The 20,865-nt window shown below is 67.4% G+C and carries 17 protein-coding genes; 11 read left to right on the top strand and 6 right to left on the bottom strand.

Going from position 1 to position 20,865, the window contains the following annotated elements:
• Positions 1 to 52: 52 nt before the first annotated feature.
• Complete coding sequence (gene murI, locus ABDJ85_RS15315) at positions 53 to 886, bottom strand: glutamate racemase (RefSeq protein ID WP_347705655.1); 834 nt, start codon at positions 884 to 886, stop codon at positions 53 to 55.
• 166 nt (positions 887 to 1,052) lie between these two features.
• On the opposite strand from murI, the gene ABDJ85_RS15310 reads away from it, so the two are divergent.
• The 4 genes from ABDJ85_RS15310 to ABDJ85_RS15295 all read left to right on the top strand — a co-directional run bounded on the left by ABDJ85_RS15310 (position 1,053) and on the right by ABDJ85_RS15295 (position 5,585).
• Entirely contained in the window at positions 1,053 to 1,802 is a 750-nt protein-coding gene (locus ABDJ85_RS15310) for an electron transfer flavoprotein subunit beta/FixA family protein (protein ID WP_347705654.1), read from the top strand.
• A gap of 26 nt (positions 1,803 to 1,828) precedes the next feature.
• Positions 1,829 to 2,761, top strand: a complete 933-nt coding sequence (locus ABDJ85_RS15305) for an electron transfer flavoprotein subunit alpha/FixB family protein (protein WP_347705653.1) — start codon at positions 1,829 to 1,831, stop codon at positions 2,759 to 2,761.
• 76 nt (positions 2,762 to 2,837) lie between these two features.
• Entirely contained in the window at positions 2,838 to 4,619 is a 1,782-nt protein-coding gene (locus tag ABDJ85_RS15300; RefSeq protein ID WP_347705652.1) for an acyl-CoA dehydrogenase, read from the top strand.
• 9 nt (positions 4,620 to 4,628) lie between these two features.
• Positions 4,629 to 5,585 (top strand): NAD(P)H-dependent flavin oxidoreductase, encoded by a 957-nt coding sequence (locus ABDJ85_RS15295; RefSeq protein ID WP_347705651.1) that lies wholly within the window; start codon positions 4,629 to 4,631, stop codon positions 5,583 to 5,585.
• 3 nt (positions 5,586 to 5,588) lie between these two features.
• On the opposite strand, the gene ABDJ85_RS15290 is transcribed toward ABDJ85_RS15295, so the two are convergent.
• From ABDJ85_RS15290 to ABDJ85_RS15275, 3 genes are all read right to left on the bottom strand, one after another.
• Entirely contained in the window at positions 5,589 to 6,341 is a 753-nt protein-coding gene (locus ABDJ85_RS15290) for a TSUP family transporter (protein ID WP_347705650.1), read from the bottom strand.
• Between the two features lie 4 nt (positions 6,342 to 6,345).
• The gene (locus ABDJ85_RS15285) at positions 6,346 to 7,917 is read right to left on the bottom strand and encodes an ABC transporter substrate-binding protein (RefSeq protein WP_347705649.1); all 1,572 of its coding nucleotides are present in this window, start codon (positions 7,915 to 7,917) and stop codon (positions 6,346 to 6,348) included.
• A gap of 292 nt (positions 7,918 to 8,209) precedes the next feature.
• On the bottom strand, positions 8,210 to 9,052 hold the full coding sequence (locus ABDJ85_RS15275) for a 2OG-Fe(II) oxygenase family protein (protein ID WP_347705648.1): 843 nt from the start codon (positions 9,050 to 9,052) through the stop codon (positions 8,210 to 8,212).
• 253 nt (positions 9,053 to 9,305) lie between these two features.
• Between ABDJ85_RS15275 and ABDJ85_RS15270 the strand changes: the two genes are divergently transcribed.
• Genes ABDJ85_RS15270 through ABDJ85_RS15250 form a run of 5 tightly spaced genes read left to right on the top strand, consistent with a single transcriptional unit; the run spans position 9,306 to position 16,581 of the window.
• Positions 9,306 to 12,161 carry a 2-oxoglutarate dehydrogenase E1 component gene (locus tag ABDJ85_RS15270; protein WP_347705647.1) on the top strand — a complete coding sequence of 952 codons (2,856 nt, stop codon included), beginning with the start codon at positions 9,306 to 9,308 and terminating at the stop codon, positions 12,159 to 12,161.
• 41 nt (positions 12,162 to 12,202) lie between these two features.
• Positions 12,203 to 13,447, top strand: coding sequence for a 2-oxoglutarate dehydrogenase complex dihydrolipoyllysine-residue succinyltransferase (odhB, locus tag ABDJ85_RS15265; protein WP_347705646.1), 1,245 nt, complete (start codon positions 12,203 to 12,205; stop codon positions 13,445 to 13,447).
• Between the two features lie 18 nt (positions 13,448 to 13,465).
• Complete coding sequence (lpdA, locus tag ABDJ85_RS15260; protein WP_347705645.1) at positions 13,466 to 14,887, top strand: dihydrolipoyl dehydrogenase; 1,422 nt, start codon at positions 13,466 to 13,468, stop codon at positions 14,885 to 14,887.
• A gap of 9 nt (positions 14,888 to 14,896) precedes the next feature.
• Entirely contained in the window at positions 14,897 to 15,994 is a 1,098-nt protein-coding gene (gene zapE / locus ABDJ85_RS15255; protein WP_347705644.1) for a cell division protein ZapE, read from the top strand.
• Entirely contained in the window at positions 15,991 to 16,581 is a 591-nt protein-coding gene (locus tag ABDJ85_RS15250; RefSeq protein ID WP_347705643.1) for a hypothetical protein, read from the top strand. The genes zapE and ABDJ85_RS15250 overlap by 4 nt, the downstream gene beginning before the upstream one ends.
• Positions 16,582 to 16,597: 16 nt before the next feature.
• Here ABDJ85_RS15250 and ABDJ85_RS15245 read toward each other — a convergent pair whose 3' ends face one another.
• Complete coding sequence (locus ABDJ85_RS15245; RefSeq protein ID WP_347705642.1) at positions 16,598 to 17,365, bottom strand: PP2C family protein-serine/threonine phosphatase; 768 nt, start codon at positions 17,363 to 17,365, stop codon at positions 16,598 to 16,600.
• A gap of 62 nt (positions 17,366 to 17,427) precedes the next feature.
• On the opposite strand from ABDJ85_RS15245, the gene ABDJ85_RS15240 reads away from it, so the two are divergent.
• Positions 17,428 to 17,631, top strand: a complete 204-nt coding sequence (locus ABDJ85_RS15240; protein ID WP_347705641.1) for a DUF465 domain-containing protein — start codon at positions 17,428 to 17,430, stop codon at positions 17,629 to 17,631.
• A 265-nt stretch (positions 17,632 to 17,896) separates the two neighbouring features.
• Positions 17,897 to 19,900, top strand: a complete 2,004-nt coding sequence (yoaA, locus tag ABDJ85_RS15235; protein WP_489433296.1) for a DNA repair helicase YoaA — start codon at positions 17,897 to 17,899, stop codon at positions 19,898 to 19,900.
• On the opposite strand, the gene ABDJ85_RS15230 is transcribed toward yoaA, so the two are convergent.
• On the bottom strand, positions 19,886 to 20,731 hold the full coding sequence (locus tag ABDJ85_RS15230; protein ID WP_347705640.1) for a PEP-CTERM sorting domain-containing protein: 846 nt from the start codon (positions 20,729 to 20,731) through the stop codon (positions 19,886 to 19,888). The genes yoaA and ABDJ85_RS15230 overlap by 15 nt on opposite strands.
• Positions 20,732 to 20,865 lie beyond the last annotated feature (134 nt).

Below are 20,865 nucleotides of genomic sequence, written 5' to 3'. Positions count from 1 at the left end.
CCGCCGCAGCCGCAAGGCCCGGCGGGTTTTTCTTTGGCGCTCAGTCTGGCGCTTAGTTTGGCGCCCAGTGCCGGACCTCGGTCCAGTCCCAGCCCAGCACCTGGGCCATCCACTGCCGCAGGCTGTCGGCATTGCCACTGGTCTCGACAAGCAACGACGCCGCTGCATGCGCTTCGTCGGTAGCTGGGTGTTCGTGCCGCCACAGGCCGGCCGCGCGGCGCGCCACGGCGGTCTCGATGCGCAGCAGCTGGATGTCCGGCCCCAGCGCCTCGTGCCACAGGGCCTCGATGAAGGGGTAGTGCGTGCAGCCCAACAGCACCGTGTCCACCTCGGCCTCACGCAGCGGCGCCGCGTAGCGCTGCACCAGCGCACGCAACTCGGGGGCATCGAGCTGGCCGGCCTCGATCAGGTCCACCACACCCGGGCAGGCCTGGGTGAAGACCTGCACGCCCTCGCCATGCCGCGCCACCAGGGCCTGGTAGCGGCTGCTCGCGGCCGTGGCCGATGTGGCCAGCACGCCGATGCGGCCATTGCGCGTGGCGCTGACGGCGGGCTTGATGCCGGGCTCGGTGCCGATGAAATGAATCTTGGGCCAGCGCGCCCGCAGCGCCTCGATGGCATGCGCCGTGGCCGTGTTGCAGGCCACCACCACGTAGCGCGCGCCGGCCTCGATCAGGTGCGCCGCGATCTGCTCGCTGCGCTGGCGGATCTCCTCGGGGCTGCGCGGGCCATAGGGTGCGTAGGCCGCGTCGGCCACGTAGCGCATGCCCACCTCGGGCAGCAGCGCATGCAGCTCGCGCAGCACAGTCAGCCCGCCCACGCCGGAGTCAAACACCCCGATCTCGTGGGTGGGCGGCGGTTCGGGCAGCAGTTCCAGCTCAAGCATGCGGCGGCGAGTCTAGGGGAATAGCGCACATTCGAGAGCCCGCTCCAGTTGACAAGGCCCTGGGGGCCAGGGGCCTATGGCTAGAATCGAACGATCGTGCTTTTTTAGCCAGGGTCACGGACAAAAATGGCCGTTTCCCTCTATGTGATTCGAGCTGGAGTAATCGATGAAGGTCTTGGTTCCTGTGAAGCGGGTCGTGGACTACAACGTCAAGGTGCGGGTCAAGGCCGATGGCACGGGGGTGGACATCGCCAACGTCAAGATGTCGATGAACCCCTTTGACGAAATCGCCGTGGAAGAGGCGGTGCGCCTGAAGGAAAAGGGCGTGGTCACCGAGATCATTGCCGTCTCCTGCGGCGTGACCCAATGCCAGGAGACCCTGCGCACGGCCATGGCCATTGGGGCCGACCGCGCCGTCCTGGTCGAGACCGACGCCGAGCTGCAGCCCCTGGCCGTGGCCAAGCTGCTCAAGGCCCTGGTCGACAAAGAGCAACCGCAACTCGTCATCTTGGGCAAGCAGGCGATTGACGACGACTGCAACCAGACCGGCCAGATGCTGGCTGCACTGGCAGGACTGCCGCAAGGCACCTTTGCCTCCAAGCTGGAGGTGGCGGATGGCCGCGTGGCCGTGACGCGCGAGGTGGACGGTGGCCTGGAGACTGTCTCCTTGAGCCTGCCGGCCGTGGTCACGACCGACCTGCGCCTCAACGAGCCGCGCTACGTGACCCTGCCCAACATCATGAAGGCCAAGAAGAAGCAGCTTGACGTCGTCAAGCCGGCCGACCTGGGCGTGGACGTGACGCCCCGCATCAAGACCCTCAAGGTCAGCGAGCCGCCCAAGCGTGGCGCTGGCGTCAAGGTGCCCGATGTGGCTGCCTTGGTCGCCAAGCTCAAGACCGAAGCCAAGGTGATCTGAGCGCCGGCTCACAAGGAGAACAAGACATGACCGCACTCGTCATTGCTGAACACGACAACGCCTCCATCAAGGCCGCCACGCTCAACACCGTCACGGCCGCTGCGGCTTGCGGTGGTGAGGTCCATGTGCTGGTGGCCGGCCACAACGCCGCCGCTGCCGCCGCTGCCGCTGCGCAGATTGCCGGCGTGGCCAAGGTGCTGCACGCCGACGCCGCCAGCCTGGGCGATGGCCTGGCCGAGAACCTGGCGGCCCAGGTGGTGGCCGTGGCCGCCGCCTACAGCCACATCGCCTTTCCGGCCACAGCGGCGGGCAAGAACATCGCCCCGCGCGTGGCCGCGCTGCTGGACGCTGCGCAGCTGAGCGACGTGACCAAGGTGGTCAGCGCCGACACCTTCGAGCGCCCGATCTACGCCGGCAACGCCATCGCCACCGTGCAGAGCCTCGACGCCACCAAGGTGCTGACGGTGCGCACCACGGGCTTCGACCCGGCCGCCGCCGCCGGTGGCAGCGCAGCCGTCGAGACCGTCGCCGCTGCGGCCGAGGTGGGCAGCAGCCGCTTCGTGGGCCGCGAGGTCACCAAGTCGGACCGCCCCGAGCTGACGGCCGCCAAGATCATCGTCTCCGGCGGTCGTGCGCTGGGGTCGAGCGAGAAGTTCAACGAGGTGTTGACGCCGCTGGCCGACAAGCTCGGCGCCGCCCTCGGCGCCAGCCGCGCCGCTGTGGACGCTGGCTATGCCCCCAACGACTGGCAGGTGGGCCAAACCGGCAAGATCGTTGCCCCCCAGCTCTATGTGGCCTGCGGCATCTCGGGCGCCATCCAGCACCTGGCCGGCATGAAGGACTCCAAGGTCATCGTCGCCATCAACAAGGACCCCGAGGCGCCGATCTTCTCGGTGGCCGACTACGGGCTGGAAGCCGACCTCTTCACTGCCGTGCCGGAGCTCGTCAAGAGCCTCTGAGTCACCGCCGCAGCAGTACTGCAAGGGCACCCCGGCGCATCGCGGTGCCCTTTCTTTTGTCCGCCAGGAGTTTCAAGTGAGTTACCAAGCCCCCGTCAAGGACATGATGTTCAACCTCCGCCACCTGGCGGGCCTGGATGCTGTGGCGCAGATGCCGGGCTTCGAGGACTTTGGCGACGAGACCGCCCAGGCCGTGCTGGAGGAATGTGCGCGGCTGATGCAGGACGTGGTCGCGCCGCTCAACCATGAGGGCGACAAGCAGCCGTCCTACTTGAAGGACGGCAAGGTCACCACCACCACGGGCTTTCCGGCGGCCTTCAAGGCCTATGCCGAGGGCGGCTGGCAGGGCTTGCAGCACCCGGTCGAGTTTGGCGGGCAGGGCGCACCCAAGGTGATTGCGGCGGCCTGCAACGAGATGCTGCAGGCGGCCAATATGAGCTTTGCGCTCTGCCCCTTGCTGACCGATGGCGCGGTGGAGGCCCTGCTGACCGCCGGCAGCCCCGAGCAGCAGCAGCTCTACATCCCCAAGCTGCTCGATGGCTCTTGGACGGGCACCATGAACCTCACCGAGCCTCAGGCCGGCTCGGACCTGGCCCTGGTGCGCACGCGCGCCGAGCCGCAGGGTGACGGCACCTACAAGCTCTTCGGCACCAAGATCTTCATCACCTACGGCGAGCACGACCTGGCCGAGAACATCATCCACTTCGTGCTGGCGCGCGTGGTGGGTGCGCCCGAGGGCGTGAAGGGCATCAGCCTCTTCATCGTGCCCAAGGTGCTGGTCAATGCCGATGGCTCACTTGGCGCCCGTAACGACGTGCATTGCGTGTCGCTCGAACACAAGATGGGCATCAAGGCCAGCCCCACCGCGGTGCTGCAGTACGGCGACCATGGTGGCGCCATTGGCACGCTCGTGGGCCAAGAGAACCGTGGCCTCGAATACATGTTCGTGATGATGAACGCCGCGCGCTATGGCGTGGGCCTGCAAGGCATTGCCATTGCCGACCGCGCCTACCAAAAGGCCGTGGCCTATGCGCGTGACCGCGTGCAGTCGCGGCCCGTGGATGGCTCGGTGGCCGGCAGCGCGTCCATCATTCACCACCCTGATGTGCGCCGCATGCTGATGACCATGCGCGCCCTGACCGAGGGCTGCCGCGCGATGGCCGCCACGGCAGCGGCGGCCTTTGACGCCGCCCACCACCACCCCGACCCCGAGACCCGCCAGCAGAACCAGGCCTTCTACGAGTTCATGGTGCCGCTGGTGAAGGGCTACAGCACCGAGATGAGCCTGGAGGTCACGTCCCTGGGCGTGCAGGTGCATGGCGGCATGGGCTTCATCGAGGAGACCGGCGCGGCACAGTACTACCGCGACGCCAAGATCCTCACCATCTACGAGGGCACCACGGCCATCCAGGCCAATGACCTGGTCGGCCGCAAGACCCTGCGCGACGGCGGTGCCATGGCTCGCGCGCTGGCGCAGCAGATCGCCTCGACCGAAGCGACCCTGCTGGCCGGCAGCGCCGCCGCCCAAGCCGTGGGCCAGCGCCTGCGTGCGGCGCGTGAGGCCCTGCTGGCGGTGGTGGACTTCTTCACCGCGCAGGGCAAGGCCAACCCGAATGCCGTCTACGCCGGCTCGGTGCCTTACCTGATGCTGGCAGGCAACCTGGTGGCCGGCTGGCAGCTGGGCCGCGCCCTGCTGGCCGCTGAAAGCGAGCGCGCGAGCGACCCCGCCTTCATGGACGCCAAGTGCGCCACCGCGCGCTTTTATGCCGAGCACATCCTGCCCCGCACGGCGGCCTTGTGCGACGCCATCGTCGGCGGTGCCGAGAGCGCTGTGGCCCTGCCGCTGGACGCCTTCTGAGCCTTAGTCATGAGCCTGCCTGCTGTTCTCTCCCGTCTGCGCCTGCCGGTCATCGGCTCGCCGCTTTTCATCATCTCCAACCCGCAGCTCGTGATCGCGCAGTGCAAGGCTGGCATCGTCGGCTCCATGCCGGCGCTCAACGCCCGCCCGGCCGAGCAGCTGGACGACTGGCTGGCCGAGATCACCGAGACGCTCGCCGCCCACGACCGTGCTCACCCCGAGCAACCGGCCGCGCCCTTTGCCATCAACCAGATCGTGCACAAGAGCAATGACCGCCTGGAGCACGACCTGGCGGTGTGCGCCAAGTACAAGGTGCCGATCATCATCACCAGCCTTGGCGCGCGCGAGGAGCTGAACCAGGCCGTGCACGGCTGGGGCGGCCTGGTGCTGCACGACATCATCAACAACACCTTCGCCCACAAAGCCATCGACAAGGGCGCGGACGGCCTGATCGCCGTCGCCGCCGGTGCAGGCGGCCACGCGGGCGTGAAGAGCCCGTTTGCGTTGATCCAAGAGATCCGCGAGTGGTTCAGCGGGCCGCTGGCGTTGTCGGGCAGCATCGCCACGGGCGACGCCATCCTGGCTGCGCAGGCCTGTGGGGCGGACCTGGCCTACATCGGCTCGGCCTTCATCGCGACAGAAGAGGCGCGCGCCACGGCAGCCTACAAGCAGGCCATCGTCGAGGGCAGCAGTGACGACATCGTCTACAGCAACCTCTTCACCGGCGTGCATGGCAACTACCTGCGCAGCTCCATCGTGGCCGCCGGCCTCGACCCCGATCACCTGCCCGAGAGCGACCCCAGCAAGATGAACTTCGGCGGCAACGCTGCGGCCAAGGCCTGGAAGGACATCTGGGGCAGCGGCCAGGGCATTGGTGCCGTCAAGGCCGTGCTGCCCACGGCCGAGCTGGTGGCGCGCCTGAGCCGCGAGTACGCGGCGGCACGGGTGCGCTTGAGCCTCAGCTAAGCCTCAGCTGAAGAGGGCTGGGCCGGCGAGGCTGAGGCCCACCAGCATCAGCAGCCCCGCCGCCACGCGCCGCACGGCGGCCTGCGGCCAGCGCGACGGGCGGCCCGTCATCCAGTGCGTCTGTGCCAGCACCAGCGGCGCCGCCAGCAGGCTGAACCACAGCACCGGCCAACTCAAGCGCCCCTCGGCACCCATCACGCAAAGGCGCAGCGCGCCGTTGCTGGCAAAGATGATGATCAAGGTGTCGCGCACCACGGCCAGGCTGAGTGGCTGGCGGTAGAGGTGGAAGACCATGGGCGGCGCGGCGGTGGAGAAGAGTCCGCCCAGCACGCCGCCCGCCAGGCCCACGGCGCCAAAGGTCCAGCCGGCCGAGCGCGTGGCGCGCTGTGCGGCGGGCAGCACCAGCAGCAGGGCGCTGAGGCCGATGGTCAGGCCCAGCAAGAGACGAAGCAGGGAGAGCGCCTGGTCGCTCATCCAGTTCAGCAGCAGGGCGCCCAGGCAGACGCCGAGCAGGCTGGTGCCGAGCAGGGGCTTGAGCAGGGCTGCGTCGAGCTGCGGCCGATGGCGCGCAAAGCGGGTGAGGGCGCTGGCCAAGGTGAGCACGCTGACCACGTGCGTCATCTGCGAGAGATCACCCAGATGGAAGACGCCCGCCAGCCCCAGCAGCACCAGCCCGAAGGCGAAGCCGGTGAGGTTTTGCACATAGCCGGCCAGGGCCACGCAGGCCAGCAGGGCGAGGGTCTCGGTCAGGTTCACGCGTTCACTTGATCCGCGTGTAGCGGGCCTCGAAGTAGTCGTTCGAGCGGTGCAGGGTCTCGACGCCGGGCTTCATCGCCCAGGGTCGGATCTGGTGGTGCACCGGGATGAACAAGGCCTCGTCGCGCAGGCGCAGCAGAGCCTCGCGGATCAGGGCGTTGCGCTTGGGCACGTCGGGCTCGAACTTGATCTTCTGCACCAGCTCGTCGATGCGCGCGTCTGACAGACGGCCGAAGTTGAAGTTGCCATCAGCCCCCTGCGTGCGCGTGTGGGCCAGGGCTTGCAGCGAGTAGAGCGTGTCATACGTGGAGACGCCCCAGCCCAGCATGTAGAACGGCGACTCGCCGCGCTGGAAGGTCTGGCTGTGGACCTGGAAGGGCGTGGAGATCAGCCGGATCTTGACGCCCACCTTGGCCCACATCGAGGCGGCTGCCTGGCAGATCTGCTCATCGTTGATGTAGCGGTTGTTGGGGCAGTGCAGCGGCAGCTCCAGGCCTTGCGCATAGCCAGCGTCGGCCAGCAGCTTGCGGGCCTTGTCGAGGTCGGGCTTGAGGGGCTGGTCGAGCGCAGCGTCATAGCCATTGACGCCCGGCGCCACCATCAGCGCCGCCGGCACCGACAGCCCGCGCATGATGGCGCGGCGGATGGCTTCGCGGTCCAGCGCCAGGTTCAGGGCCTCGCGCACGCGCTTGTCCTTGAAGGGGTTGCGGCCCTTGACCGAGCTGTCCTTGATCTCGTCGCTGCCCTGGTCCATCACGAAGAAGATGGTGCGCGTCTCCGAGCCCTCGACGACCTTGACCTTGCCCTCGTCCTTGAGGCGCAGGAAGTCAGCCGGTGGCAGGTCGGTGACCAGGTCCACATCGCCCGAGAGCAGGGCTGCGACGCGCGTGGGCGCTGACTTGATGGGCAGGTAGCTCAGCTCGGTCACGTTGCCGCCCTGCTTGTCCCACCACTGCGGGTTGGCCACCAGCTTGACGGCCTGGTCGGGCTGCCAGCTGACCAGCTTGAAGGGCCCGGTGCCATTGGCATTGCGGGACGCGTAGTTCTCTTCCTTGGCCTTGTAATCCTGGGTCTGCAGGGTGTTGTTCTTCTTGGCCCAGGCCTGGCTCATGATCTGGAAGCTGATGATGTTCTGCAGCAGCATCGGCGTCGGCGCTTCGAGGATCAGATCGACCGTGTGGCTGTCGATGCGGCGCACTTCCTTGATACCCGACACATAGGTCTGCTTGGTGCCCTGGGGCTGGTTGATGCGCCCGAAGCTGAAGACCACGTCGTCGGCCGTGAAGGGCGTACCGTCATGGAACTGGACGCCCTTGCGCAGCTCGAAGCGCACCTGGGTGGGCGAGAGGTCGGTCCACTTGGTGGCCAGCGAGGGCTCGGGCCGGTAGTCCTTGGACAGCCGGGTCAGGCCCTCGTAGATGTGGGCGCCAATCGCGTTGGAACTGTTGTGGTCCTGCGAGTGCGGGTCCAGCGTGAGGATGTCGTTGGTGGCGGCCCAGCGCAGCGGTGCCGACTGGGCGGCGCCCGCGCACAGGGCGATGCAGATGGCGACGCAGGAAAGCAGGGACTTGCTCATCGTGACTCCTCTCCAGACAGACTTGAAGGACTCGCTTCCAGGCTGCAGTCGCAGCCCCGGCCGGCCCCGATCCAGCGCCCTACCAGCCAGCGCCGCAGCCTACCGCCGCGCAGCGCGCCGCACACATAGCGCTCGCCCGTCCACGTCAGCGCCACACAGGCACCCTGGCGCTTGCGGCTGAGCAGAACGCCCAGCGGGCAGGGCTCGGCGGCACAGCACACGCCGCAGCCATTGCACGGCGACCCTTCCGCCGGCTTGTGCGGCGCGTCCGGGTGGATGCGGATGACCTGGTTCAGGACTTCACACCGAGTTCGCGCAGGCGCTCATCCAAATAGCTGCCAGCGGTATAGCGCTCGGACAGCACCACGTCGTTGCGCGGGTGCAGGAAGAGCGGCAGGCTCACGCGGCTGCGGCGTGCGCTCTCGCCGGTGGGGTTGAGCACCTGGTGCAAGGTGCTGGGGTAGTAGCCCTGGCTGGCCTCTTGCAGCATGTCGCCGATGTTGATGGCCAGGGTGCCGAAGTCGCAGGGCACGTCGCGCCACAGGCCGTCCGCGCCCTTGACCTGCAAGCCGGGCTCATTGGCGGCGGGCAGGATGGTGAGCAGGTTGATGTCGCCATGGGCGGCGGCACGCACGGCCCCGGGCGGTTCGTGCCCGGTGAGCGGCGGGTAGCGCAGCACTCGCAAGAGCGTGTGGCGGCTGCCTTCGATCATCTTGGACAGCGGCTCGCTGTAGTGCCGCGCGATCTCGGGTGGCGTGTAGCGCTCGACCCAGCCGAGCAGTTCGGCGGCTAACGCGTTGGCGCGTTGGTAGTAGTCCAGCGCATCGTCCCGCAGTTGCGGCGGGATGCGGCCCCAGGGGTAGATGTGGAAGTACTCCTTCAGGTCCTTCTGCGTGAAGCCCTTGGCCGTCTCGGAGATGGCGGTCGAGAACCAGCCGTCCTGGGTCGCAGGGTCGAAGGCAAAGGCTTGCTTGTCGCCGCCGTTGAAGAAGTCGAGCCAGGTCGCATAGATGCGCTCGACCAGGGCTTGTGGGATGGGGTGGTTCTTCAGCACCCCGAAGCCTGTTTCATGCAGCGACTGCGTGAACTTTTCCGCAGCGTCCGGGGCCGCGTAGTCGACGACCTGTACTTCCATGGTGGAACCTCGTGAATTCCGTGAGCTGCCCGGCGAGATGGGGCTGGCACAAGGGAGAAAGTCTAGCCGCCGGTTTGCGGGTTCACCCGCACGGGTGCTAGAGTCTGACCCTTGTGACTTAGTCTTTTGGTCCTTCCCGTCCCTACGCTGGCAACAGCAAAGGTGGGTCGCAATCCGCCAACCGGTCGAGCCGTGTCGCGGAAGGTTCTTCAACCAGCCAACTCCCTGGATACCGGGGTATGAGGTGAGCGAAATGATGCAGCAATACAGGTCGAACTCCTACCTGTTCGGGGGCAATGCTCCCTATGTCGAAGAGATGTACGAGGCCTACCTGGACAACCCAGGTTCCGTGCCCGACAACTGGCGAGCCTACTTCGACGCCCTCCAGCACGTCCCCGCCGTGGATGGCACCGAGGCCCGCGATGTGGCCCATGCCCCGGTGATCGAATCCTTCGCACAGCGTGCCAAGGCCAACGCCTTTGCCAACAAGGCCAGCAGTGCTGACCTGGCCGTCGCGCGCAAGCAAGTGCACGTGCAGAGCCTGATTGCGGCCTATCGCTTCCTCGGCAACCGCTGGGCCGAGCTGGACCCCCTCAAGCGCGAAGAGCGCCCCAAGATCCCCGAACTCGATCCGGCCTTCTACGACCTGACCGAGTCCGACATGGACATCTCCTTCTCGGCCGCCAACACCTACTTTGGCGCCGAGACCATGACCCTGCGCCAGATCGTGCAGGCCCTGCGTGACACCTACTGCGGCTCCATCGGCGCCGAGTTCATGCACGGCTCCGACCCTGGCGAAAAGCGCTGGTGGCAAGAGCGCCTGGAGAAGCAGCGCGGCAAGGCCAGCTTCTCGGCCGAGGACAAGAAGCACATCCTCGACCGCCTGACCGCCGCCGAAGGCCTCGAGCGCTACCTCCACACCAAATACGTTGGCCAGAAGCGCTTCTCGCTCGAAGGCGGCGAGAGCTTCATCGCCGCGATGGACGAGCTGATCCAGCGCGCCGGCGAGCGTGGCGTGCAGGAGATCGTGATCGGCATGGCCCACCGGGGCCGTTTGAACGTGCTGGTCAACACCCTGGGCAAGAGCCCGCAGGACCTGTTCGCCGAGTTCGAGCACAAGGCCGCCGAAGACCTGCCCGCCGGTGACGTGAAGTACCACCAGGGCTTCAGCTCCGACATCTCTACCCCTGGGGGCCCGATCCACCTGTCGCTGGCCTTCAACCCCTCGCACCTGGAAATCGTCAACCCGGTGGTCGAAGGCAGCGTGCGCGCCCGCCAGGACCGCCGCGCTGACAAGGAAGGCCGCCAGGTGCTGCCCGTGCTGGTGCACGGCGATGCCGCCTTCGGTGGTCAGGGTGTGGTGCAAGAAACGCTCGCCTTCAGCCAGACCCGTGGCTACGGCACGGGCGGCACCGTGCACCTGGTCATCAACAACCAGATCGGCTTCACCACCAGCGACCCGCGCGACCTGCGTTCCACCTACTACTGCTCCGACGTCGTCAAGATGATCGAAGCCCCGGTGCTGCACGTGAACGGCGATGACCCCGAAGCCGTTGTCTGGGCCACGCAGCTGGCCATGGACTACCGCGCCGAGTTCAAGAAGGACGTGGTCATCGACATCGTCTGCTTCCGCAAGCTGGGCCACAACGAGCAGGACACCCCCTCGCTGACCCAGCCGCTGATGTACAAGAAGATCGGCCAGCACCCCGGCACCCGCAAGGTCTACGCTGACAAGCTCGTCGCGCAGAACGTGCTGCCCGGCGACGGCCCCGACGCCATGGTCAAGGCCTACCGCGCCGCCATGGATGAAGGCCGCCACACCGTGGACCCGGTGCTGACCAACTTCAAGAGCAAGTTCGCCACCGACTGGTCGCCCTTCCTCGGCAAGAAGTGGACCGACGCCTGCGACACCGCCATCCCGATGACGGAGTGGAAGCGCTTGGCCGAGCGCATCACCACCTTGCCCAAGGACTTTGCCGCGCACAACCTGGTGCAAAAGCTCTACAACGACCGTGCCGCCATGGGCCGAGGCGAGGTCAATGTGGACTGGGGCATGGGTGAGCACATGGCCTTTGCCTCGCTCGTCGCCAGCGGCTACCCGGTGCGCCTGTCCGGTGAAGACGCCGGCCGCGGCACCTTCACCCACCGCCACGCCGTCATCCACGACCAGAACCGCGAGAACTGGGACGAAGGCACCTACATCCCGCTGCAGCATGCGGCCGATGGCCAGGCGCCATTCACCGTCATCGACTCCATCCTGTCCGAGGAAGCGGTGCTCGGCTTCGAGTACGGCTACGCCGCCGCCGAGCCCAACACGCTGACCATCTGGGAAGCGCAGTTTGGCGACTTCGTCAACGGCGCCCAGGTCGTGATCGACCAGTTCATCGCCTCGGGTGAAGTGAAGTGGGGCCGCTCCAACGGCCTCACCATGATGCTGCCGCACGGCTACGAAGGCCAAGGCCCCGAGCACAGCTCGGCGCGCCTCGAGCGCTTCATGCAGCTGGCCGCCGACCACAACATGCAGATCGTGCAGCCCACCACGGCCAGCCAGATCTTCCATGTGCTGCGCCGGCAGATGCTGCGCATGTTCCGCAAGCCCTTGGTCATCATGACGCCCAAGAGCCTGCTGCGCGCCAAGGACGCCACCTCGCCGCTGTCCGAGTTCACCAAGGGTGAGTTCAAGACCGTGATTGGCGAGCTGAACGCCGACATCGTGGCCGACAAGGTCAAGCGCATCGTCGTCTGCTCGGGCAAGGTCTATTACGACCTGGTGCGCAAGCGCGAGGAGAAAAAGTCAACCGACACCGTGATCCTGCGGGTCGAGCAGCTCTACCCCTTCCCGCACAAGGCGTTTGCGGCCGAGATCAAGAAGTATCCGAACGCCACCGACATCGTCTGGACGCAGGATGAGCCGCAGAACCAGGGTGCCTGGTTCTTCATTCAGCACCAGATCCACGAAAACATGCAGGACGGCCAGAAGCTCGGCTACGCCGGCCGCCCGGCCAGCGCATCGCCCGCCTGCGGCTATGCCCACCTGCACCAGGACCAGCAAAAGGCCCTGCTCGACCAGGCGTTCACCAAGCTCAAGGGTTTCGTCCTCACCAAGTGAGTTGAGACGCCCCTTCTAGCCACATAAAACGGATACCCATCATGGCCATTGTTGAAGTCAAGACCCCCCAGTTCTCCGAGTCCGTCACCGAAGGCACGCTGCTGACCTGGAAGAAGAAGCCCGGCGAAGCGGTCGCCGTCGACGAAATCCTTGTCGAGATCGAAACCGACAAGGTGGTGCTCGAAGTCCCGGCCCCGTCGGCCGGCGTGCTGGCCGCTGTGCTCAAGGCTGACGGCTCCACCGTCGCCAGCCAGGAGCCCATTGCCAGCATCGACACCGAAGGCAAGGCTGGCGCCGCCCCTGCTGCTGCCGCGCCCGCTCCAGCGGCTGCTGCCCCTGCGCCGGCTGCGGCTGCCGCCAACAAGGGCGACGTCGCCATGCCGGCCGCCGCCAAGATCCTGGCCGAGAAGGGCCTTGCTGCCACTGACGTCGCTGGCTCCGGCAAGGACGGCCGCGTCACCAAGGGCGACGCCCTGGCCGCTTCGCCCAAGGCCGCTGTCGCTGCCCCCGTGGCTGTGCCTGCCTCGCCTGCGGTCGCCAAGCCCCTGCCGGCCGTGGCCGCGCCCGTGGCCCCCAACCTGGGCGAGCGCCCCGAGCAGCGCGTGCCCATGACGCGCCTGCGTGCCCGCGTGGCCGAGCGCCTGCTGCAGTCGCAATCCACCAATGCCATCCTGACCACGTTCAACGAAGTGAACATGGCACCGGTGATGGAGATGCGCAAGAAGTTCCAGGAGAAGTTCGAGAAGGAACACGGCGTCAAGCTCGGCTTCATGAGCTTCTTCGTCAAGGCCGCCGTCGCTGCGCTCAAGAAGTACCCGGTGCTCAATGCCAGCGTTGATGGCAATGACATCGTCTACCACGGCTACTTCGACATCGGCATTGCCGTCGGCAGCCCGCGCGGCCTGGTCGTGCCCATCATCCGCAATGCCGACCAACTCAGCTTTGCCGACATCGAGAAGACCATCGCCGCCTTCGGCCAGAAGGCCAAGGATGGCAAGCTCTCCATCGACGAGCTGACCGGCGGCACCTTCTCCATCTCCAACGGCGGCACCTTCGGCTCGATGCTCTCGACGCCCATCATCAACCCGCCCCAGTCCGCCATCCTCGGCGTGCACGCCACCAAGGACCGTGCCGTCGTCGAGAACGGCCAGGTCGTGGTGCGCCCGATCAACTACCTCGCCATGTCCTATGACCACCGGATCATTGACGGCCGCGAAGCGGTGCTCGGTTTGGTGACGATGAAGGAAGCGCTGGAAGACCCGGCACGGTTGCTGTTTGACATCTAAGCGCCGAGGACAGCAAACATGAGCACCAAGCAATTCGACGTCGTCGTCATCGGCGGCGGCCCTGGCGGCTACATCGCGGCCATCCGTGCGGCGCAGCTGGGCAAGAACGTGGCCTGCATCGACGAGTGGAAGAACGCCGCGGGTGGCCCCGCGCCCGGCGGCACCTGCACGAACGTGGGCTGCATCCCGTCCAAGGCCCTGCTGCAATCCAGCGAGCACTTCGAGCATGCCGGCCACGGCTTTGCCGATCACGGCATCAGCCTGTCCAACCTCAAGATGGACGTGGCCAAGATGGTGGCTCGCAAGGACACCGTCGTGAAGCAGAACAACGACGGCATCCTGTTCCTCTTCAAGAAGAACAAGGTCAGCTTCTTCCACGGCCGTGGCAGCTTTGCCGGCGGCAAGGAAGGCGCCTACGAGATCAAGGTTGGCGACGAGACCCTGGTGGCCGCTCAGGTCATCATCGCCACCGGCTCCAGCGCTCGCCAACTGCCGGGGGCAGAGTTCGACGAAGAGCTGATCCTCTCCAACGACGGCGCGCTGCGCATCCCGAGCGTGCCGAAGAAGCTCGGCGTGATCGGCTCCGGCGTGATCGGCCTGGAGATGGGCTCGGTGTGGCGCCGCCTGGGTGCCGAGGTGACCATCCTCGAAGCCATGCCCGCCTTCCTCGGCGCGGCGGACGACAGCGTCGCCAAGGAGGCCGCCAAGGTCTTCAAGAAGCAGGGCCTGGACATCCAGCTCGGCGTCAAGATCGCCTCCGTCACCAAGGGCAAGAAGGACGTCACCATCGCGTACGCCGACGCCAAGGGTGCCGAGCAGAGCCTGACGGTGGACCGCCTGATCGTCTCCATCGGCCGCGTGCCCAACACGGCGGGCTTGCACCCTGAAGCCGTTGGCCTCAAGCTCGACGAGCGCGGCGCCATCGTGGTGGACGACGACTGCCGTACCAATCTGCCGGGCGTCTGGGCCGTGGGCGACGTGGTGCGCGGCCCCATGCTCGCGCACAAGGCCGAGGAAGAGGGCGTGGCCGTGGCCGAGCGCATTGCCGGCCAGCACGGGCACGTCAATTTCAACACCATCCCCTGGGTCATCTACACCTCGCCCGAGATCGCCTGGGTCGGCAAGACCGAGCAGCAGCTCAAGGCCGAAGGCCGCGCCTACAAGGCCGGGCAGTTCCCCTTCCTGGCCAATGGCCGCGCCCGCGCGCTGGGTGACACGACGGGCTTCGTCAAGTTCCTGGCCGACGCCACGACCGACGAGATCCTGGGCGTGCACATCATCGGCCCCATGGCCTCGGAGCTGATCTCCGAAGCCGTGGTGGCGATGGAGTTCAAGGCCAGTGCCGAGGACATCGCCCGCATCTGCCACGCGCACCCCTCGCTCTCCGAAGCGACCAAGGAAGCGGCGCTGGCGGTGGACAAGCGCACGCTGAACTTCTAAGCCCCGGCTGTGTCAGTCACCGAGCTCTACCAGCAGACGCTGGCCGAGCGCGGCTTCACGGCCGACGCGGCGCAGCTGGCGGCCATTGCGGCCCTGCAGCGCTGCGAGGACGAGTGGGCGTCGTACAAGGCGCGGCGTGCCAATGCGGTGACGCGATTGCTCGTCAAGCCGCCCATTCCGCGTGGCGTCTACATGTACGGCGGGGTGGGGCGCGGCAAGAGCTTTTTGATGGACTGCTTCTTCCAGTCCGTCCCGGTGCGCCGCAAGACGCGCCTGCACTTCCACGAGTTCATGCGCGAGGTGCACCGTGAGCTGCAGGAGCTCAAGGGCATTGCCGACCCGCTGGATGAACTGGGCAAGCGCATGGCCCAGCGCTTCCGCCTGATCTGCTTCGACGAGTTCCACGTCGCGGACATGCCGGACGCGATGATCCTGTACCGGCTGCTCGACGCGCTGTTCAAGAACCGCGTGTCCATCATCACGACGAGCAATTTCCACCCCGACGGGCTCTACCCCGGCGGCCTGCACCGCGACCGCATCCTGCCGGCCATCGAGCTGCTCAAGGCCAATCTCGACATCGTCAATGTCGATGCCGGCACCGACTACCGGCGCCGCTCGATGGAGCAGGTGGACTTCTATCTCTGCCCGCTGGGCGAGCAGGTCGATGCCCAACTGACGGCCGCCTTCGAGCGCATGGCCGAGGCGCGCGACGAGAGCCCGGTGCTGCACATCGAGCACCGCGAGATCCGCGCCAAACGCCGCGCCGGTGGCGTGGTGTGGTTCGACTTCGCCACCCTGTGCGGCGGCCCGCGCTCGCAGAACGACTACCTGGAGCTGGCCAGCCAGTTCCACACCGTGATCCTGTCCGACGTGCCCGAGATGCCGCTGCGCATGGCCAGCGAGGCGCGCCGCTTCACCTGGCTGGTGGACGTGCTCTACGACCGCCGCGTCAAGCTGCTCATTTCGGCCGCAGTGCCGGCCGAGCAGCTCTATACCGAGGGCCCGCTGGCCCACGAGTTCCCGCGCACCGTCTCGCGTTTGGTGGAGATGCGCAGCGCCGACTACCTGTCCCTCGCCCGCCGCGAGGTGGACACGCGCCTGACATGAAGCGGCTGTTGCTGCTCCTGCTGGCCACTGGCGCCGCGCTTGCCGTGGGTAGCGCCGTTGCCGAGGACCGTGCCAGCATCGAGGCCCGCTTTGCTGCTGAACGCCAAGCCTGCCAGCAGCACTTTGCGGTGAACAACTGCGTGGACGAGGCGCGGCGCAAAGAGCAGGAGGCGCTGGCCCCGGTGATTGCGCAGGAGCGTGCCCAGGCGGCCGAGGACCGGCGCCGCCGCTCCGAGGTCCAGGCCGAGCAGCGCCGCGTGCGCGACCTCCAGTCCGCGCGCGAAGAAGCCCAACGCCGCGAGCGGCTTTTGGTCAGCCCGGCGCCACGGCAGCTCACCCCGGCCGCTGCGGCCAGTGCTTCCCCGCTTGGGCCCATGCCGCCCATGCCGGTGCAGGCGTCCTCGGCACCCACGTCAGCTGAACTCAAAAAGGCCCAGGCCCGCGTGGCCGCCCGCGAGGCGCGCGAGCGTGAAGCTGAAGCCCGTTTGCGCCAGCATGCAGAGCGCGAGGCACGTCGCCAGGCGCCGGGCGCACGGCCCGTGGCGCCATCGCTCAAGGCCTCGGCGCCTGCGGGGCAAAACCCGTAGGAGGGCCGAGCTGCGCTTAGGCCAGCGCTTCCAGCCGAACGATCGCGATCGAGAGGTTGTCGCCCCCCGCGCGGGCGCGTTGGCGCGCCTTGGAGACCAGCAGCTCGGCCGCCGCCCGAGGTGGCAGGCTGTGCAGCACGCTGCCGAGTTCCTCGGAGGTGAAGTAGTGCCACAGGCCATCGCTGCAGCACATCACGGTGTCGCCCACGGCCAGGTCATCAAGCTGGGTCGTCGTGAAGACGGGGTCCTGCACGGTGCCCAGGCAGGCGGTGAGCAGGTTGGACTGCGGGTGCGAGGTGGCCTCGGCTTCGCTCAGCTGGCCTTCGTCCACCAGCTTTTGCACATAGGAGTGGTCCAGCGTGCGCTTGACGAGGCGCGGGCCGCGAAACCAGTAGATGCGGGAATCACCTGAGTGCACCCAGTGCACGCTGCGGTCGGGCGTCAGCACGAAAGCAGCGACGGTGCTGTGCGGCTCTTCTTCGGCCGAGATCGCCGTCAGCTTGATCATCAGATGCGCCTCCGAGGCGATCTGGGCCAGCAACTCGGTGGGGGATTCATCATCCGGCGAGTAGCGCTCGAACAGCTGGCGCGCGGTCAGCACAACCTGGTCCGCCGCCTTGCGGCCGCCACTCTTGCCGCCCATGCCGTCGGCCACCACGCCCATCACGCAGCCGCTGATGCGCGGATGCGCCAGGATGGCGACCTGGTCCTGCTGATACGCGCGGTCACCGCGGTGCGTGCCGGTGGCGGCCTGGAGTCGGTAACCTGGGGAGGGCGGAGGCATGTCGAAAACTATACTGGCCGCCTCTCGCGCGATAGCGCCTCCCGACCCCCCGACTTGCCCGGATGGATGAACAACTTCACTCGCTGGCGCGTCGGCTGATCGAACTGCGGATGGAGCACGCCGATCTCGATGCCCTGATCGACCGCATGGGACACGACAACCCGCTGGACGAGTTGGCAATGCGGCGCCTCAAGAAGCGGCGCTTGCTGCTGCGAGATCAAATCGAACAGATGGCCCGCGTTTGCGATCCCCCAGAACCGGCGTAATGGCCCACCCCCGATGCGCTTCGCGCGCCTTGCAGGCCGCGCTGGGCCAGAGGCCCAGCTCCTGCGCAGGCTGGATCGGCTCGCCGCTCCAGTCCGGCTTCGGCCCCCTCAAGGGGGCGCACCCAGTGGCCTGGCAAAGCCAGATCCACGGCTGCCGCTGGACGGCGCGCCACCTGCGGGGCGCGAATTGAACGACGCAGAGCTGGATGACTGGCTCGACGCCCAGGACGCGCCTGCAGCTGCCGAGCCGCTGGCCGAGGGAGAGCTGGAGCAAGCCGTGTTGGCTGCCTTTGACCTGGGCGGGCCGCTGGCGCGGCTGGACGTGAACTACCAGCCGCGCGAGCAGCAGCTGGCGATGAGCCGGGCCGTGGCCCAGGCCATCGAGCGACGCGAGGCCCTGGTGGTGGAGGCGGGCACCGGCGTGGGCAAGACCTTTGCGTACCTGGTGCCCACGCTGCTGTCGGGCAGCCGCGCGCTCGTCAGCACGGCCACCAAGAGCCTGCAGGACCAGCTCTACCTGCGCGATCTGCCGCGCCTGGTCGAGGTGCTGGGCGCACCGCTGCGGCTGGCTTTGCTCAAAGGGCGCAGCAGCTACCTCTGCCTGCACCGCATGAAGGAAGCCCGCCAGGGCGCAGTCTTCCCGGACCGCCGCACCGCCATGCAGCTGGCGCGCATCGAGCGCTGGGCACAGGGCACGGCCAGTGGTGACTTTGCCGAGATGGACGGCCTGGATGACCGTTCGCCCATCATCCCCATCGTCAGCAGCACCCGTGAGAACTGTCTGGGCAGCGAGTGCCCCGACTGGCGCAGCTGCTACGTCGTCAAGGCGCGGCGCGAGGCGATGGAGGCGGACGTCGTGGTCGTCAACCACCACCTCTTCTTTGCCGACATCGCGCTGCGCGACAGCCAGGTGGCCGAGCTGCTGCCCAGCGTGGACATCGCGATCTTTGACGAGGCCCACCAACTGGCCGAGGCCGGGGTGCAGTTCCTCGGCACCATGCTGGGCAGCGCGCAACTGCTGGACTTTGCGCGCGACCTGCTGGGCCAGGGCCTGGTGGCCGCGCGTGGCCTGCAGGACTGGCAGGGTCTGCACACCCGTCTGGAGCGCGCCGCGCGCGAGCTGCGCCTGGCCGCCGCCGGCCCGCTGGCGACGGCGGGGCGCGAGCTGCGCGGCCAACTGAAGCTGGGCTGGCGCGAGCGAGATCTGGTTACCACCCTGGGCGAGCTGGCCGAGGTGCTGGCCCTGGCCCTGGAGGCGCTGGCGGCCGTGGAGGACGCATCCCCCGATTTCCAGCGCCTGCAGGAGCGCGCCCAGTTGCTGCGCGAGACGGCGCTCGCCTTTGCCACCGAGCCGGCCGCTGAAAACGTGCGCTGGATCGATGTCGGGCCGCAGCATGTGCGCCTGGTGGAATCGCCCCTCGACATCCGCGCCGCCATGCGCGAGCAGCTCGACGCCGCGCCGCGCGCCTGGGTCTTCACCTCGGCGACTCTGGGTGACGACGAGCAGCTCAGCTGGTTCACCGAGTCCGCAGGCCTGCAGGACGCACGCGTGCTGCGCGTGGGTAGCCCGTTCGACTACGCCTCGCATGCCCGCCTCTACGTGCCGCGCGGCTTCCCCAAGCCCAGCGAGCCAGAGCACGGGCCCAGTGTGGCCTTGCTGGCTTCACGCCTGGCGCGGGCCCTGGGCGGGCGCACCTTTGTGCTGACCACCACGCTGCGCAACCTGCAGGTGGTGGCCGACGGGCTGCGCGAGTACTTCGAGCAGGCGGGCGACGCGCTGCAGGTGCTGCAGCAGGGTACGGCACCCAAGCGCGCTTTGTTGCAGCGCTTTCGCGAGCAGCCGGCCTCGGTGCTGGTGGGCTCGGCCACGTTCTGGGAGGGCATCGACGTGCCCGGTGATGCGCTGCAATGCGTGATCATCGACAAGCTGCCCTTCCCGCCGCCCAACGACCCGCTCGTCGAGGCGCGCGTGCGGCGCCTGGAGGCCGAGGGCCGCAATGCCTTTGCCGACTACTTTGTCGCCGAGGCGGCCATCGCGCTCAAGCAGGGCGCGGGTCGCTTGATCCGCACCGAGACCGACCAGGGCCTGCTCGTCATCTGCGACCCGCGCATGGCGGGCATGAACTACGGGCGCCGGCTGCGGGCTGCCTTGCCGCCCATGACGCCCCTGGACACCGAGGCGGAAGCCCGCGCGTGGCTCGGGATGCTTGACGAGCAGCGCGCGCCGCGCGCCGCCCATCAGAACGATGCTGGGTCAGGCGCGCGTTGATTGCCGACCGTTGCGGGCGGCGAGCACGACCAGCCCCGCGCAAAGCAGCAGCACCGTGGCCGGCTCTGGCACAGACGTGACAAAGGCCTGAGTCGTCACAAGCAGGGTGACGGACAGAGGCGAGCCCGACTCGTTGTTTGCCCAGGCGGTGAGGGTGGGGAACAAGAACTCCGACCCCTGAGCGAGGCGCTCGACAAATGCCTCATCGCTGACGCCCATAGGCAGGCCCTCAGCATCCAAGATGGTCACGCTGGCTGATGCCCATGCACGCTGCGTGTCAGAGGGAATGCCGACATGGCCGGCCCCAACGGTGGCATTGGTGCTGACCTGGAGTTGTGTACCCGGACTGAGTAGCAGGCTCCAGCGGAACTCGTTGCCTGCGAACGCCTCCCCGCTGGTGCCATTGACTTCGGTTGCCAGGAAAAACGCAGGCCCCGACAGCCCGGTGACTTTGACTTCGCTGCGCGCGAACAGCTTGCCTGGATCGTTGCGAGTGCTGGACAGGTTCAAGTCGCAGCAGCCCTGTGCGTCGGGGAGGCCCGCCATTTGCACGAAAGTCTGGGCCGTGGCGGCAGCTGCAGGCGAGACGCCTGGAGCCTGGCCATCGAGCGGGGTCAGATCCGCCACAGCGATGGACAAGCCGAGAAGTTGTGCGAAGGTGTTGGCGACCGAATCGGCATGTGCCGGGCCCGTCAGCCAGAGGCAGGCAGCAGCCAAGCTGGCACCTAGCCCACGCCTGATCGGTGCCCAGCCTGGAGCCAATCCACTCGGCTCGGTTGGGCTCAGGTTGATGACTCGGGCCGATGTGGCCGTGCGCGTTTCGAGTTTCACGGAGGCTCCCTTTAAGGCAAGCGCCCGCTTGCCTGATGCTATGTAGACAGCATGTTAGGGCGAGGCCTTGGGCTCGAAATCGGCCACAACGCCGTAGATGCAACTGGCCGTTAAGGCCTTGTCGCTTGCCTCAG

The sequence above is a fragment of the Roseateles paludis genome (genome assembly GCF_039872745.1).
Lineage (GTDB): Bacteria > Pseudomonadota > Gammaproteobacteria > Burkholderiales > Burkholderiaceae_C > Pelomonas > Pelomonas paludis.
Note: the sequence above shows the minus strand (reverse complement) of the source record. Positions and strands in the feature narration are given on the sequence as shown.